Raw genomic sequence first — 15494 nt, forward strand, 5'->3', positions numbered from 1 at the left:
GTGAGGAATATGTATGTTTTATGAGGTCAGTAAGTATAGTAATCTTAACGTAAAAACGAAATATTCGCCGGAGCAGGTCAATGAACTCGTAAAAAAATATGTGGAAGAATTAAATGCCCGCAACGAGAAAAGAATAACAGCAAGGCTTGATGTGGATACTCTTGAATATTGCAAAGAGCTGATATATCTGGAAGATCCCGTATGGTTCGCAGATCTGATAGAAAAAACAGGGAATAAGAGCTATTGTTTCTTTAAAAAAATACTTGTATCGGATAAAAACGGTGAGATAACAGATGCTGTTATAAAGCCTGATAAAATAACCGATAAAACATTTTTATCGGTGGAAGATGCATATGGTATAGCAGATGATCTTCTGGCAAAAGCTGTACAAAAGTTGAATGGCGAGTATACTATCTGCAAAGATGATGTGGTGTTTGACATTAGTTACAAAGACAGCTCTGACAGGTATTTATCTGTATGGGTGATCCCTGCTGAGTGCAAAAACGAAAAGAACTTTTCTGATCCCAATATTTACATACATATATCTGATTATTCAGGAGAAATAGTTTCTGTCATGAATTGTCACGGCAGAGATATAAAAGAGATCTTTATATGATCAAAGGTCGGGCAAATGCCTGACCTTTTTCTTGCTTTTTTAGCTAATAAGTGTTAAAATAGTAATTGAGCACATAAGAGAAGTGTTTTGATAAACGATTATGATGCCTTATGTCTGCCTGACGGCGAAGCAGGCATATCGTAGAACTGAGCACAGGAAACGTACTTTCCCGAAAAAGCAGTGCCCTCTCTTTTATCCAGAAGCATTCTGCATATATTGAGGGTGGTGCTGTATTTTTTAGTATTGCGGGTATTTATGCACTTACCGAATTCCGCGGCAATGTTATAAGGCTTTGATACCTCGTCAAGAAAAGACAGAGCTTCTTTCAGCAGGTGAGAGCTGTGTGCATTGCCTGTTACCTTTATTAGCTTTGCAGCAGCGGCTTTTATGAGGCGGTTTTCCGCACGGTCGGGAGTAAAAACGTCATGTCTTACGTAAATACGTTCACGGTGTATAAGATTGCGTCGTATATTCTCAGGGAAGAGGATAGTTCCGTGTACCGTTGTCATGTTCTCCTCGCGGCTTGCATATGTTGAAAGCACGCCGCTTTTTATGATCTTCATTGTTTCACCTGCAAAAACTGATATGAAGTACTCCATGAAGTTCATTTCGGGATCAAATCCTGAAGGATCGAACGTAAAGCCGCACCGTCTGCAAAACTCTGCACACAGCTCTTTCCTTGCATCGGAGACGCTGCCTTTTGTATGGGGGAGTATCTCCACAAGAGTACCGTCGATAAGGCTTGCAAATCCACAGTAAGAGCCTGCCTTGAAATATTTTTTGCCATTTCTGTGACTGACCGTAACGGCTTTTCTGCCGTCAGCTGCACAGTTCTCGGCGAATTCACCGAGCATTTCGGAAAGATCACCGTTTTCGGAAGAAAAGTCCGCGATCTTTTCATTGGCTGATACGCAAAAGTGTCTTGTATACATAATATTCTCCGTTCGTCAGGAAATATCGCTGTATATGTTTATAAAGTGTTCCTTTTTCCAGTTGTCGGGATCACCGAGGCGGTAAAGCTTCTGCCCCGAATCGAAATGCTTGATATACTTGGGAGCGATACATTCGATGAATGTGTTTTCATCGTTAAGGATAAGCCTTATCCTTTCGTAGTCATCGAAGAAATACTCCTGAAGCAGAGGTATTATCTTTGTGGAGAAAACATCTCTCAGCTCATCGAGAGTTTTTATGCAGCCTTTGCTGTTCATGAAGTATGCGTGACCGATAGCGTGTTCGCGGTCGTAGTAGTATTCGATACGCTCGTTCAGCGCAGTGAGGAGCTCACGCAGGTCAACGCCCTCGCAGTCTCCGAGGAGTGAAGGTTCGGGCATCATCTCGATGAAATCAAATCTTCTTCGCAGAGCGGTATCCAGCATGGCGATAGAACGGTCTGCGGTATTCATAGTACCAAGGATATACAGATTTTGCGGCACATAGAACTCAGCTTGGGAATATGGGAGAATAACGGCAGTTCCGCGTTTTGACTCCTCGATAAGGGTTATGAGTTCGCCGAATATCCTTGAGATATTACCGCGGTTTATCTCGTCGATGATAGCTACAAAGTTCATATGCTGACTCTTTGAAGCCTTTTCGCACAGTGTTTTGAAAACGCCGTTATAAGGGCGGTAAACCACGGTAGTATCAGCGTGGGCGATATTGGTATCGTTGCCGTACTTATCAACTACAACAGGGCGGATACCCTCGACAAATTCCTCATAGCTGAATGACTGGTGGAATGTGGTGAACTTTATCTGTCCCGAAGAAGCGTATTTGTCATAGCGTTCCTTTATTGCGGCATAGGTCTCACCCTCGGTTATCTTTTCGCCCTCTATGAGCTCGACAGCATATTTCACCACATTATAGGTCTTACCTGTGCCGGGAGGTCCATAGAGTATCTGGTTGAGAGCTGCTTTTGATTTCTTTCGGTGACGCACCTTGCCCTGTGCATCGTCCTCGTCGGTCTTGTCCTTATCATAGATCATTTCCCACGACATGATATCAAAGACTCTCATGTTCTGGAATTTGAAAATTGAATTGCGGAAATCCAGTATCTTGCGGCAGTTGGTTATGTACTGTGATATATCTTCAAGATCATTCAGGCCGATATCGAGAGCTTTGAAAACTATGGACTCGGTAACTTTTTCGCAAAGGATAGGGAATGTAAAAGGCTTTAGGCAATGCAGTATCCTTGATACGGCAAATACGGGAAGTCCCGACTCCCTGATCTGCGAATTCAGCATCTGCTGAGCTGTATCAAGGAGCTTGCCGTCATTTTCAAGCCCTGAGATATTGATGCACATCTTGAAAAAGAACTGGATAGATTCGGGATTTTTGGCTACAGGTGAGTCCTTGAACGAGACAGGTGTTGTAAGGAATTCCATTTCCTGTTTTTCGATCACGTGGTTGAACAACATTCGTGACCCCTTGCTCCATATTTTTTCCAGCTTCTTTTCAAGGAGGAGCTTATCATTGTGGAGCAGGTGGCTTTTCTGGATGTAGTGTTTCAGCTCTTTTTTATCGCCTTTCCATAGTCCGAGGGAGAGAAGATACATCAGCTCAAGGTCATTGTGATCTATGAGAGAGATCTTTCTTACCTTGGCGTAAAACTCCATTGTCTCGTGTACAGAGCGGTATGTTCCGTCAAATTCATTGGGCAGTATCTCATTTTTATGTTTGAGTTTGTCAATAATAATCTCTTTATCCATTTTATCTGACTACCTTTCCAATAATATCCTAAAATAATTGTATCATGCTAACAAACGATTGTCAACAGCGCTGTAAACTTTTACACATCATTCACAAAGAAGAACTATTTCTGTGGCTTAATGAATTAATTTAACTATATAGTGCTCATCAGTCATATATATTGAAATTTACCGTGCATTGTTGTATAATGTTATAAATATACTGTGTATTTTAGCCGTTAGCCATGAGCCCTTAGCCGAAGGTGTTCGCTTACGCTCACATTATTTTAAATTATTCGCCAAAGGCGACACATTTGCTAATAGCTAACGGCTGTATTATGTATGGAACCGGAGGGACAAAATGAGGATAGAACACATTGCCATATTTGTAAAGGATCTTGAAGCTGCCCGTGAATTTTTCACGGAATATCTCGGCGGACACTCAAACAGCGGCTATCACAATAAAACTACTGATTTCAGATCTTACTTTATCACCTTTGATGACGGCGCAAGACTTGAACTGATGAACAAGCCGCAGGTAGCCGATGCAGATGTTTCAGCCGAGCACATGGGGTATACCCATATCGCTTTCAGCGTGGGCAGCAGGGAAAAGGTGGACGAACTTACTGAGCGTCTGCGCTCGGCAGGTTACGAAGCAAAGAGCGGTCCGCGCACAACGGGTGACGGGTACTATGAGAGCTGTATCGCTGCAATTGAGGAAAATCTTATCGAAATAACTGTCTGAACTTATACGGAGGAACGAACTATGAAACGTGGATTAGGTATAGCAAGGTGCGGACTTGCCTGCTGTCTGTGTTCTGAAAATTCTGAGTGCAAGGGCTGCAAGCGTGACGGCTTTAAGGAGCTCTCATGGTGCAAGGACGCTGAATGGTGCGAAAACAGGAAATGCGTCATTGAAAAGGGACTCAGAGGCTGCTATGAGTGCGAGCCTGCAAACTGCCGTAAAGGTTTGTATGCCGAGAAGATCAAGGCAAGAGCCTTTGCGGAATTCGCAAGGAGATACGGCATTGATGAACTGCTTGACTGCCTTGAACGCAACGAGAAAGCAGGAATAGTTTATCATCGTGAGGGCATTATGGGCGATTACGATGAGTTCGATGACATGGAAAAGCTCATGGACTTTATAAGAAACGGAAATTGATTTTTTATTGATATAGGGAGAAATATAATGGAAGCAGTGATCATCATATCAGCTATCGCAGCACTTTTTGTTATCTGCATGATCGTATTCAGTATAAGGAATAAAAGAGCTATTGACTATTACATAAGACATTCCTTTGGCGACAGCAGCCGCGTAAAGGACGATGTTATGGACAGGACGGAAGCTATTTCGCGCCTGTTTGAAAATGAGAAAAAGAAGTACAACGAGTCCGAGCTTGTAGACGCTGTAACATGGGACGACCTTGACATGAAAACTGTCTTTTTCCGCGCAGATCATACCGACAGCTTTGCAGGTGAACAGTGCCTTTATTCGTCCATGCATATTCTCGGCGACAGAGATGCGGACGGACTGCTGAGCAATAAGACGGTGGAGTTCTTCGATAAAAACGAGGAAAAACGCAACAAGGTAAGGAAGATACTTCACGGTGTGGGCAAGCCTATAAGTGCCTATTATTCGGTAGATGTGGCTGAGGATATCGACTCGGAGTATCTTCCGTACAAGTTCGTCTATCCGCTTCTGATGATATCATTGCTGACATTTGGTATTTTGGGGATAATCCTGCATGATCCGCGGCTTATTATGCTGTGCATCTGCAATTACTTTGTAAATCTGGTAGTTCACATATTTCTGAAAAACAGCTTTGACAGAAAGCTTGAAACTCTTTTTTCTATGGGAATGACTATCAATGCAGGTTTTGGCATAAAGGACATAGTTCCCGAGCTGTCAAAGGAAGCGGACGAGAGCTTCAAAAAGCTGAAAAAGTCCGCCTCTATAATGAATCTTCTGAATATGAAAAAATCAATGACAAAGTCAGATGACGGAATGACCATGCTTATGGCGTATATCACCGACCCGTTCATGGTGGATTTTATACTTTACAACATAGGCTTGAAGGAGTTTGAGGGAAAAACTCAGGATTACATGAAAATATTCAGGTTTGTAGGCGAGATCGACTGCTCCATAGCCATTGCTTCGTTCAGAAGAAGTCTTGAAGGCTACTGCGTACCCGAAATAAACAGCGATAAGCGTATAGAGTACAAAGGACTTTTTCATCCGCTTATCTCCGAGCCTGTTGCAAATGACCTGACACAGGAGAAAAATATGCTCCTTACAGGCTCAAATGCTTCGGGAAAATCCACATTCATAAAGGCTGCTGCTATAAATCTCATTCTCGGACAGTCCATATTCACCTGTACAGCGGAGCAGGCTTCCATACCGCGCTGCGGAGTCATTACGTCAATGGCAGTCCGCGACGATCTTGCTTCGGGGGAGAGCTACTATATCCGCGAGATAAAGTATCTGAAACGTATGACAGAGGCGGCAAAGGACGGCAGGCTGCTTTTCTTTGCTATAGACGAGATACTCAAAGGTACAAACACAAAGGAGAGGATAGCCGCATCAAAGGCGATACTGCGCTATTTTGACAGGGCAAACTGTATGCTCATGGTAGCTACGCATGATATCGAGCTTGCGGAAGCCTTTGAAGGTCGGTACGAAAACTATTATTTCTGCGAAAAGCTTGATGAGGAAGATGTTGTATTCGATTACATGATACATAAGGGTATATGCCGTTCAAGCAATGCTATAAAGCTATTGAGCGTTATCGGCTTCCCCGAGGAGATAATAAACGACGCTCTTTCGGAGCTGTGATGCTAAAAGGCTGTCATAAGTGCAATGCCTGTAAAGAAATCTACGGTTGTCTATTGAGGAGGACCCTTTTGAAAAAGGGTCTCCCCTCAAACTCCCCTCCTAAAACTTATGTTTTTATTTTTTTCATATAGGGCGCGACCTGTAAATTAGCAGGTCTTTTTTATTATGTACGCGCCCTATATGAAAAAAATCAGATAAAAGTCTTTGGAAAGGGGTTCGGGGAAGAACCTTTCTTCAGAAAGGTTTTCCCCGATAAATAACTATAAACTTCTTTATAAGCAATGCATTTACGGCAGCCTTTTTCACATATTTCCCAAAATTGTACCGATTGTAAAAGCTAATTTTTATATTGCATTTTGGTGAGATTTATGTTATTATATAAGGTAAGAAGTTGCGCCATGACGTTTCATGGCAAATATACAAACGTACATTTTTTTGTACGAGTCAGGAGAATAATATGCCAAAAAGACAGGATATTAACAAGATCATGATCATCGGTTCAGGTCCTATCATCATAGGACAGGCTTGCGAGTTTGACTATTCGGGAACACAGGCTTGTAAGGCTCTGCGTCAGCTGGGCTATGAGATCGTTCTTGTTAACTCAAACCCTGCAACTATCATGACAGACCCCGATGTTGCGGATATCACTTACATTGAGCCTCTTAATCTCGAAAGACTTACACAGATCATCGAAAAAGAACGTCCTGATGCTCTCCTTCCTAACCTTGGCGGACAGTCGGGACTTAACCTCTGCTCCGAGCTTGATCAGGCAGGCGTACTCAAAAAGTACAATGTACAGGTCATCGGTGTACAGGTAGATGCTATCGAGCGCGGTGAGGACCGTATCGAATTCAAGAACGCTATGAGCGCACTCGGTATCGGTATGCCGAGAAGTGAGGTCGCTTATTCCGTAGATGAGGCTGTAAAGATAGCTGAAAAGCTGAAATATCCTGTTGTTCTGCGTCCTGCATACACTATGGGCGGCGCAGGCGGCGGCATGGTATATAATGTTGACGAGCTCAAAGTAGTATGTGCAAGAGGACTTCAGGCATCTCTCGTCGGACAGGTACTTGTTGAAGAATGTATCTTCGGCTGGGAAGAGCTTGAGCTTGAAGTTGTACGTGATGCTGAGAATAACAAGATCACAGTATGCTTCATCGAGAATATTGATCCTATCGGCGTACACACAGGTGACTCATTCTGTTCTGCACCTATGCTCACTATCCCGGAGGACGTTCAGAAAACTCTTCAGGAGATGTCATACAAGATAATCGAGTCCATCGAAGTCATCGGCGGCTGTAACTGTCAGTTCGCCCGTGATCCCGAGACAGGACGTATAGTTGTTATCGAGATCAATCCAAGAACTTCACGTTCTTCCGCACTTGCTTCAAAGGCTACAGGCTTCCCGATAGCTCTCGTATCCGCTATGCTTGCCTGCGGACTTACACTTAAAGATATCCCTTGTGGAAAGTACGGTACTCTTGACAAGTACGTTCCGGACGGTGATTATATAGTTATCAAGTTTGCTCGCTGGGCATTTGAGAAATTCAAGGGCGCAGAGGACAAGCTTGGTACACAGATGAAGGCTGTCGGTGAGGTAATGAGCATCGGCAAGACCTACAAGGAAGCATTCCAGAAGGCTATCCGTTCACTTGAAATAGGACGCTATGGTCTCGGATTTGCTAAGAACTTCAACAATATGACAAAGGACGAGCTCCTTGCACAGCTCCGTTTCCCTACAAGCGAGAGACAGTTCGTTATGTATGAGGCACTCCGCAAGGGCGCAACTGTTGACGAGCTCCACGACCTCACAAAGATAAAGAAGTACTTCATCGAGCAGATGAAGGAGCTTGTTGACGAGGAAGAGGCACTTCTCAAGAACAAGGGTGCTGTTCCTGCAAACGATGTACTCAAGCAGGCTAAGCTTGACGGCTTCTCAGACCGTTACCTCAGCTCTATCCTTGAAGTAACAGAGGAAGAGATAAGAAACGCACGTACAGCTATCGGCGTTAAGGAATCATGGGAAGGCGTTCACGTAAGCGGTACACAGAATGCTGCATATTACTATTCAACATATCACCTTGATGCTGACAAGAGCCCTGTAAATACAGACAAGCCAAAGATAATGATCCTCGGCGGCGGTCCTAACAGAATAGGTCAGGGTATCGAATTCGACTACTGCTGCGTTCACGCTGCACTTGCACTTAAAAAGCTTGGATTTGAGTCAATTATCGTAAACTGCAACCCTGAGACAGTTTCTACTGACTATGATACATCAGACAAGCTCTATTTTGAGCCTCTTACACTTGAAGATGTTCTCGCTATACACGAAAAGGAGAAGCCTGTAGGCGTTATCGCTCAGTTCGGCGGACAGACTCCTCTTAACCTTGCAAACGACCTTAAGAAGTACGGTGTAAATATCCTTGGTACAACTCCCGAGACTATCGACCTTGCTGAGGACAGAGATCACTTCCGCGCAATGATGGATAAGCTCGGCATACCTATGCCTGAGGCAGGAATGGCTGTAAATGCCGATGAAGCTATCGCTATCGCAAACAAGATAGGCTATCCTGTAATGGTTCGTCCTTCCTACGTTCTCGGCGGACGCGGCATGGAGATAGTTCACGATGACGAGATGATGAGAGTATACATGAACGCTGCTGTAGGCGTAACTCCTGACAGACCTATCCTCATCGACCGTTTCCTCAACCACGCTACAGAATGCGAGGCTGACGCTATTTCCGACGGCACACACTGCTTCGTTCCATGCGTTATGGAGCATATCGAGCTTGCAGGCGTTCACTCGGGCGACTCCGCTTGTATACTTCCTTCAAAGAACCTCACAGAGAAGCAGGTCGCTACTATCAAGGAGTACACAAAGAAGATAGCTGTAGAGATGAACGTATGCGGACTTATGAATATGCAGTACGCTATCGAGGGCGATACAGTATACGTTCTCGAAGCTAATCCCCGTGCATCAAGAACAGTTCCGCTGGTATCAAAGGTATGCGATATCAACATGGTAAAGATCGCTACAGATATTATCACATCTTCACTTACAGGCAGACCTTCTCCCGTACCTGAGCTCAAAGACAAGCAGATCGGTCACTACGGCGTTAAGGAAGCTGTATTCCCGTTCAATATGTTCCCTGAGGTAGATCCTCTCCTCGGACCTGAGATGCGTTCAACAGGTGAAGTTCTCGGTATCTCACCTTCCTTCGGTGAAGCATACTACAAGGCACAGGAAGCTACAAAGAACAAGCTCCCGCTGGAGGGAACAGTTCTCCTCAGCGTATGCGAGAGAGACAAGCCCGAGCTTGTAGACATTGCAAAGTCATTCAACGAGCTCGGATTCCACATCATCGCAACAGGCAGAAGCTATGAGATGATAAAGGAAGCAGGTATCCCATGTGATAAGATATTCAAGCTTTACGAGGGACGTCCGAATATCGCTGACCAGATCGCAAACGGCGAGATACAGATGATAATCAATACACCTGCCGGCAAGACAAGTGTACACGATGACAGCTACATCAGAAAGGCTGCTATCAAGCACAGAATACCATACATGACAACTATGGCAGCTGCAAAGGCAAGTGCAGAGGGTATCAAGGCTATCAAGCACAATACTCACCTCGGCGTTAAGTCGCTTCAGGCTCATCACGCTGATATTAAGTAATAAACAAGTGCCGCTTCGTAATGGAGCGGCACTTTTAATTCATAATTGTAGCCATTAGCCTTTAGCCGTTAGCAAGTGAGCAGCACTGTAGGGGCGACTGTATCAATGCGTAATTAAAAGTACTGTAAGCTAAGAGTTAAGAACTAAGAACTAAGAGCTAAGCAGGGGCGAGTTCTGCTCGCCCGAGCCTTACGATGTAAATAACATGAGCGCACTGTAGGGGCTGCCTTTGGCAGTCCGAAACGTTTCATTACGGGAAACCTTACAAGTGAAGGCGTCCCTGTAATTACCTAAAAGCTTCTATATAACCGTATCCAACGCAAAAAGCGGACGATCTAAGTCGTCCGCTTTGTCATTAATATTCACTGTAATCGTCAGTATCTTCCGAATTATCATCTTCACCTTCATCGGTGCTGTTTTCGGTATTTTCTTCGGAAGCGTCCTCAAATGTCTTTGTGGGAGCTTCTTCCACGATAGGCTTCTGTCCCTTGTAAACGGTCACTATGAAGCCATCTACGTTATTTCCCGATATCTCGTATCTTACACCTGCTGGTACAGGAACGGTAGTCTTGTCGTTTCCGTCGTCAGACTTTACGAAGTAGACCTCATATTCATTGCCCTTATCATCTGAAAATTCCAGATGCTCCTTGTCATATGGGTGTTCGCCTATGAGCTTGATATACTCTTCAAGGCAAAGGTCATTAGCGTCCATATAGTATGCATGAGGTATGCCTACATAGCGGAAATGCCATGGCTCGTTCTGGAAGCCTGTTATCTTCTCCTTGCTTGAAGTGTAGCGCACTATAAAGCCGTATTTATAGCAGTTTGCGTTTATCCATTCAAAATCGCCTGTGCCCTGATAATCGTTGTTTTCAGTTTCGCTGAAGTCGAATGCAAGACCTGTTTCATGCTCGCTGAATCCCGGCTTTGCAACTCTTGTGGACTCTTCTCCGCCGTTGTTTGCAACATCGTTATCATAAAGCTCCTGCTGGAAATCCGTTGTTCTGTATGAACCGTAGATAATGAGAGTGTCATTCTGATACTTGTCGTAGAAGTCCTGTATCATCTTGACCATAGGTGAGTAGACTTCTTTGAGTATGGTATAAGTCGAGTCAACTGCGCTGAAAAAGTTTATCTCGTTCTCATAGTTCATATCAGTGATGCTTACGAGATCTTCGTCACCGCCGAAGTACTGATGCTCTTTATTTACAAGGATAAGATCGCCGCGGAACTTGTCCTTTGTATTTACAGAAAGGGATTCATAGATAGTCTGATTTGGATCGGGCAGAGTCGTAGCTGACGGATCTTCGATATCTATATTATTATTCTGTTCAACATAAGGCGAAGGCTCAACGGTCTTTGCGTGATTAAGACTGTTCCTGATAAAGAAAGCGCAAGTTCCGAGAAGGACAAGGCTTATAGCTATCTCAGTGGTAGTTTTTGCTCGTCGTATACTTTTTTCTTTGCTGATTTTCTTTTTGGACATATGTCTGCTCCATTCCGCTGCTCAATAAGCAGCCGCATCATTGGGGAACTCACTGGTTCCGCTTTACTTTTGTTCTTTTTATCTCTATAAATTCCGTATAAATGGACGTATAGACTTATTATATCATAGTTCGCGCTAAAAATATAGTGTTAGCGATACATCTTTGTAAAGGTGCAGTATTGGATATGTCGATAAAATCTATAAATTGTGAGCTTTCGACAATTTTTTTCAGCCCGATCAGCCGCATAGCCGCTGATATATAAAATAGCTAAACACTCATACACCTGTAATATAGTGTTAATCTTCACAAAAAGGGTATAGCAATTAAGACAGTATTGCACAATCTTTTTTTAATCACTTGAAAATGCTTTAAAAAAATGTTATAATGTATAGTGGAAGTATGGGCAAATTCTTTAATTAAGCGACTTGTTAAAGACCGCTCCGTTGGGGATATCGATCTGCGGTCTTTATTTCATCTTCGCGTTAAAGGAAGTGATTCTATGAAATGTCCACGGTGCGGAACAGACAACGAAGCGGGTTTCAGGTTCTGCGTTAAATGCGGCGTTAACCTCGAAGATCCGCAGGATATTAACATTGAACAGCTGGATATGGGCGGCTATTACTCCGAAGAAGACTCTGCCTCGGGCAGTTTTACTTTCGGAAGCGGCACTTTTACTATAAGCGATACCCCTTCTAACGATTCTTCGTCAGATCTTTATACTGCTGCTGAACTTAATGATACAGACGAAGAGTTTGATTTCAGCAGCTTTGACGAGCCTTTTATACCAAAGCTCGATACAGGAAGAGTTACTTTGCCTGAACAGACAAGAGCAGTCCGTCAGGCTCAGATGAATAATGCAAATCAGCTGCGCCAGCAAAGCGCTATGCAGGGTATACCTGCGCCTAATGGTATGCCGGGTATACCGCAGCCTGTTGCGATGCAGGGTATCCCTGCTGCACCAAGCGGTATGCAGAGTATAGCACCACAGGGCGGTATGCAGGGTGTCCCTGCACCGAGTGGTATGCAGAGCATAGCACCACAGGGCGGTATGCAAGGCATCTCTGCGCCTAATGGAATGCAGGGAATACCACAGCCTGCTGCGATGCAGGGAGTTCCTGCTCAGAACGGAGGCTCACAGGCAAACGGTATGCCTGTATATGGTCAGCCCGTAATGTATGGTCAGCCACAGCTGATAGGCTATGACCAGAATGGTATGCCTGTTTACGGTCAGCCTTTGATGTATAATCAGCCACAGCTGATAGGCTATGACCAGAACGGTATGCCTGTTTACGGTCAGCCTGTGATGTATGCACAGCCGCAGATAATCGGCTGCGACCAGAACGGTATGCCCGTCTATGGACAGCCTGTGGTCATCAATCCTGCACAGGCAGGCGAGCTGGCTGATATACCCGTTGTGCCTGCTATGGGCGGTATACCTGTTGTTCAGCCAATGGGCGGCAATATGCAGATGAACCAGCCTGTTCCTCCTCCTGTAGAGGATAAGAACAAGGTCGAAGTTCCCGATGATTTCTGGGAATTCTTTGACGGCGGCAAGGCTACCGAACACGCCGAGACCGATCCTACCGATGACTTTTTCGGTAAGCGCAATGAGGACCTCGGCAGCTTAAAGCGTCCCGAGAAGAAGAAAGTATCATATATGAACGATACTCCTCTTGTTGATGCAAGCAAGCTCAAGAAAAACGAGGAATCGAAATATAATAAAATGTTCATGCGTTCGGCAGAAGTTGCCGATCCAAGTGCTCTCGAAGCCAAAAAGGAACAGCGACGCTTTGATTATATGGGCTCTACAAAAGCTGTTGACGCATCAGAGCTCCGCGCAAAAGAAGAGCGCAAGTCATGGAACGTAATGTCGTCGGCAGGCATGGCTGATCCCAGCGAATTGCAGGCAAATACCAAGCAGCGCACAGGTTCGATGATGGCTCAGGCAGATCATGCTGTTCAGGCAATGCCCAAAAAAACAAAGACCTATAACGATGAGATAGATGCGATAGAGCTTCCTGAAGAGATGAAAGCGAAAAAGACAAATAAAACGGAAATTCCCGGCTTGCCGGAATTTTAATAAACTATATTCTAACACTTTTTAAGGAGATGTTGTAAAAAATGAAGAAGTTTTTACAGGAATTCAAAGAATTCGCACTCAAAGGCAACGTAATGGATATGGCTATCGGTGTTATCATCGGTGCAGCTTTCGGAAGCATCGTAAGTGCTCTTACCGATAACTTTATCACTCCTCTCATCGCGGCTATCACAGGCGGTGCTGAGAAGGACGAAAACGGCGTTATGCAGCTTGTAGGCGGTAAGTTCACAGTTGCAGGTGTTGATTTCAATTATGGTGCATTTATTTCCGCAGTTCTTAATTTCCTCATCATCGCTATCATTCTTTTCTGCCTCCTCAAGGCTGTAAACAAGGCAATGGCTATCGGCAAGAAGAAGGAAGAAGAAAAGCCTGCTGAGCCGCCAAAGGAAGAAGTTCTTCTTACAGAGATCAGAGATCTCCTCAAGGCACAGAACGAAAAGAAATAAGTTGTTATTACATAGAAAACCTCCGCACAAGGCGTAATGTCATTAAGCTAAGGAAAAGTAAAATAATCACAGGAATCAGAATGATCCTGTGATTATTTTTTTATGTATAAAATGTAAATTTTGCAAAAAGGTATTGACAAAAAGCCGAAAATGTGCGGCGCAGCTAATCAGATATACACATCTGATTGGAGGTTTTACCGTGCAAAAATACTGTAATATTGTCAAAAATAAGCTTAACACTCTTATCATCAACATGGAGAAAAATATCTCTGATTTTGTAGTTGATCCTAAGAGAGATTTTATTCGAAAAAGCGAGCTGTCTTTCTCAAAAACAATGCGGTTTATTTTGAGTATGGGCAGCCAGACTCTTAGCAGTGAGCTTATGGAGTTTTATGGCCTGGATCAGAAAGCAGTGTCGGTTTCAGCTGTTGTTCAGAGAAGAGCCAAGATACTGCCTGCTGCATTTCTTCATTTGTTCCATAAATTAAACGAGTCATTTTCTCAGACCTGTTTCTTTCATGGTTACAGACTTTATGCTGTGGATGGTTCTGATATACATATTCCCACTATCCATGATGACCACAACACTCATTACAACGCTAATATTGATTCAAAAGGATACAATCTTATGCATCTGAATGCATTGTATGACCTTATGAACCGTAGATATATCGATGCTGTTTTACAGGACAGTCGATGCGAAAATGAGCATACCGCTCTCATAAGTATGGCAAAAAAGTTGAGCGAAGATTCAATTATCATTGCTGACAGAGGATATGAAGCATACAATACTATTGCTCACCTTGAAAATAATGGCTTGAAATACGTTATCAGAATCAAAACAACAGCAGGAATTGCCCAGAAATTCAATATTCCAGCCGATAAAGAGACAGACTTTACTGCTGATATTCTTCTTACAAGAAGACAAACAAATGAAGTTAAGTCGAATCCTGATAAATTTAGATTCCTTAATTCGCAGGTCGTTTTTGATTTTCTTCCGAAGTGTTCGAAAGATACCTATCCGCTAAAATTTCGCATCATTAGAATCAAGATATCTGAAGATAACTATGAGACCATTGTTACCAATCTCTGTGATGATGAGTTCTCTGCCGAAGATATCAAGATGATCTACAAAATGCGCTGGGGGATCGAGACTTCATTCAGAGAGCTAAAATACCATGTTGGTCTTATTGCTTTCCATTCAAAGAGAAAGGACTGCGTGATACAGGAAATCTTTGCAAGTCTTATCATGTATAACTTCTCTATGCTGATTACCGAAAATATCACCATAGATGACGATAAGCATAATGATTACCGCTATAAAATCAATTATGCTTTTGCTATACATATCTGCATCAAATTCTTTCGCTCTGCACACGCAAATCCTTTACTTGTGGAAGAACTGATAGCAAGAAACAAGTGTCCTGTCAGACCTGATCGTATTGCTGATAGAAAAACTCGTTGCCATTCTGCTATCGGCTTCAATTACAGGTTATCATAATTATTTGCTTATGTCAATCTTTTTTCAGGCAGATCTCGTATCTGTCTTTTCGTCATGCAATTTTGGCGAATGTAATAACAGGAGTATGCCTGGTAATATTCCCAACATACTCCTGTTCCTTTAGCGTATTTGGTTAGCTTAATGACATTA

11 protein-coding genes are annotated in these 15494 nt (G+C 43.5%); 8 read left to right on the plus strand and 3 right to left on the minus strand.

Annotation, left to right across the window (positions count from 1 at the left end; translation table 11 throughout):
• Positions 1 to 13 precede the first annotated feature (13 nt).
• Positions 14 to 616: a hypothetical protein gene (locus BLW60_RS06590; protein WP_074715621.1), complete on the plus strand. Its 603-nt coding sequence runs from the start codon at positions 14 to 16 to the stop codon at positions 614 to 616.
• A gap of 98 nt (positions 617 to 714) precedes the next feature.
• Here the strand turns inward: BLW60_RS06590 and BLW60_RS06595 are convergent, their stop codons facing one another.
• Both BLW60_RS06595 and BLW60_RS16780 read right to left on the minus strand, forming a co-directional pair.
• Positions 715 to 1548, minus strand: coding sequence for a 5-methylcytosine restriction system specificity protein McrC (locus BLW60_RS06595; protein ID WP_074715623.1), 834 nt, complete (start codon positions 1546 to 1548; stop codon positions 715 to 717).
• Between the two features lie 15 nt (positions 1549 to 1563).
• Entirely contained in the window at positions 1564 to 3321 is a 1758-nt protein-coding gene (locus BLW60_RS16780) for an McrB family protein (RefSeq protein ID WP_074715625.1), read from the minus strand.
• 340 nt (positions 3322 to 3661) lie between these two features.
• Here BLW60_RS16780 and BLW60_RS06605 point away from each other — a divergent pair, with 340 nt between their 5' ends.
• The 4 genes from BLW60_RS06605 (at position 3662) to carB (ending at position 9812) form a co-directional block, all read left to right on the plus strand.
• On the plus strand, positions 3662 to 4045 hold the full coding sequence (locus tag BLW60_RS06605) for a VOC family protein (RefSeq protein WP_074715628.1): 384 nt from the start codon (positions 3662 to 3664) through the stop codon (positions 4043 to 4045).
• Positions 4046 to 4066: 21 nt separating this feature from the next.
• Positions 4067 to 4462: a DUF3795 domain-containing protein gene (locus BLW60_RS06610; RefSeq protein WP_074715630.1), complete on the plus strand. Its 396-nt coding sequence runs from the start codon at positions 4067 to 4069 to the stop codon at positions 4460 to 4462.
• 27 nt (positions 4463 to 4489) lie between these two features.
• Positions 4490 to 6133 (plus strand): MutS-related protein, encoded by a 1644-nt coding sequence (locus BLW60_RS06615; RefSeq protein WP_074715632.1) that lies wholly within the window; start codon positions 4490 to 4492, stop codon positions 6131 to 6133.
• Positions 6134 to 6590: 457 nt separating this feature from the next.
• Positions 6591 to 9812 (plus strand): carbamoyl-phosphate synthase large subunit, encoded by a 3222-nt coding sequence (carB, locus tag BLW60_RS06620; protein ID WP_074715634.1) that lies wholly within the window; start codon positions 6591 to 6593, stop codon positions 9810 to 9812.
• A gap of 355 nt (positions 9813 to 10167) precedes the next feature.
• Here the strand turns inward: carB and BLW60_RS06625 are convergent, their stop codons facing one another.
• Entirely contained in the window at positions 10168 to 11298 is a 1131-nt protein-coding gene (locus BLW60_RS06625; RefSeq protein ID WP_074715636.1) for a M15 family metallopeptidase, read from the minus strand.
• A 500-nt stretch (positions 11299 to 11798) separates the two neighbouring features.
• Between BLW60_RS06625 and BLW60_RS06630 the strand changes: the two genes are divergently transcribed.
• The 3 genes from BLW60_RS06630 (at position 11799) to BLW60_RS06640 (ending at position 15344) form a co-directional block, all read left to right on the plus strand.
• The gene (locus BLW60_RS06630; protein ID WP_074715638.1) at positions 11799 to 13379 is read left to right on the plus strand and encodes a DUF7577 domain-containing protein; all 1581 of its coding nucleotides are present in this window, start codon (positions 11799 to 11801) and stop codon (positions 13377 to 13379) included.
• Positions 13380 to 13420: 41 nt separating this feature from the next.
• Positions 13421 to 13843 (plus strand): large conductance mechanosensitive channel protein MscL, encoded by a 423-nt coding sequence (gene mscL / locus BLW60_RS06635; RefSeq protein WP_074715640.1) that lies wholly within the window; start codon positions 13421 to 13423, stop codon positions 13841 to 13843.
• Between the two features lie 253 nt (positions 13844 to 14096).
• On the plus strand, positions 14097 to 15344 hold the full coding sequence (locus BLW60_RS06640) for an IS4 family transposase (protein ID WP_074715664.1): 1248 nt from the start codon (positions 14097 to 14099) through the stop codon (positions 15342 to 15344).
• Positions 15345 to 15494: the final 150 nt, after the last annotated feature.

Source organism: Ruminococcus flavefaciens (assembly GCF_900108555.1).
Taxonomy (GTDB): Bacteria; Bacillota; Clostridia; order Oscillospirales; family Ruminococcaceae; genus Ruminococcus; species Ruminococcus flavefaciens_P.

What these genes read in the sequence shown, in the direction of transcription:
- carB (WP_074715634.1), top strand. Translation starts at nt 6,591, where the DNA reads ATGCCAAAAAGACAGGATATTAACAAGATCATGATCATCGGTTCAGGT.
- BLW60_RS16780 (WP_074715625.1), bottom strand. Translation starts at nt 3,321, where the DNA reads ATGGATAAAGAGATTATTATTGACAAACTCAAACATAAAAATGAGATA.
- BLW60_RS06630 (WP_074715638.1), top strand. Translation starts at nt 11,799, where the DNA reads ATGAAATGTCCACGGTGCGGAACAGACAACGAAGCGGGTTTCAGGTTC.
- BLW60_RS06610 (WP_074715630.1), top strand. Translation starts at nt 4,067, where the DNA reads ATGAAACGTGGATTAGGTATAGCAAGGTGCGGACTTGCCTGCTGTCTG.
- BLW60_RS06590 (WP_074715621.1), top strand. Translation starts at nt 14, where the DNA reads ATGTTTTATGAGGTCAGTAAGTATAGTAATCTTAACGTAAAAACGAAA.
- BLW60_RS06640 (WP_074715664.1), top strand. Translation starts at nt 14,097, where the DNA reads ATGGAGAAAAATATCTCTGATTTTGTAGTTGATCCTAAGAGAGATTTT.
- BLW60_RS06595 (WP_074715623.1), bottom strand. Translation starts at nt 1,548, where the DNA reads ATGTATACAAGACACTTTTGCGTATCAGCCAATGAAAAGATCGCGGAC.
- BLW60_RS06625 (WP_074715636.1), bottom strand. Translation starts at nt 11,298, where the DNA reads ATGTCCAAAAAGAAAATCAGCAAAGAAAAAAGTATACGACGAGCAAAA.
- mscL (WP_074715640.1), top strand. Translation starts at nt 13,421, where the DNA reads ATGAAGAAGTTTTTACAGGAATTCAAAGAATTCGCACTCAAAGGCAAC.
- BLW60_RS06605 (WP_074715628.1), top strand. Translation starts at nt 3,662, where the DNA reads ATGAGGATAGAACACATTGCCATATTTGTAAAGGATCTTGAAGCTGCC.
- BLW60_RS06615 (WP_074715632.1), top strand. Translation starts at nt 4,490, where the DNA reads ATGGAAGCAGTGATCATCATATCAGCTATCGCAGCACTTTTTGTTATC.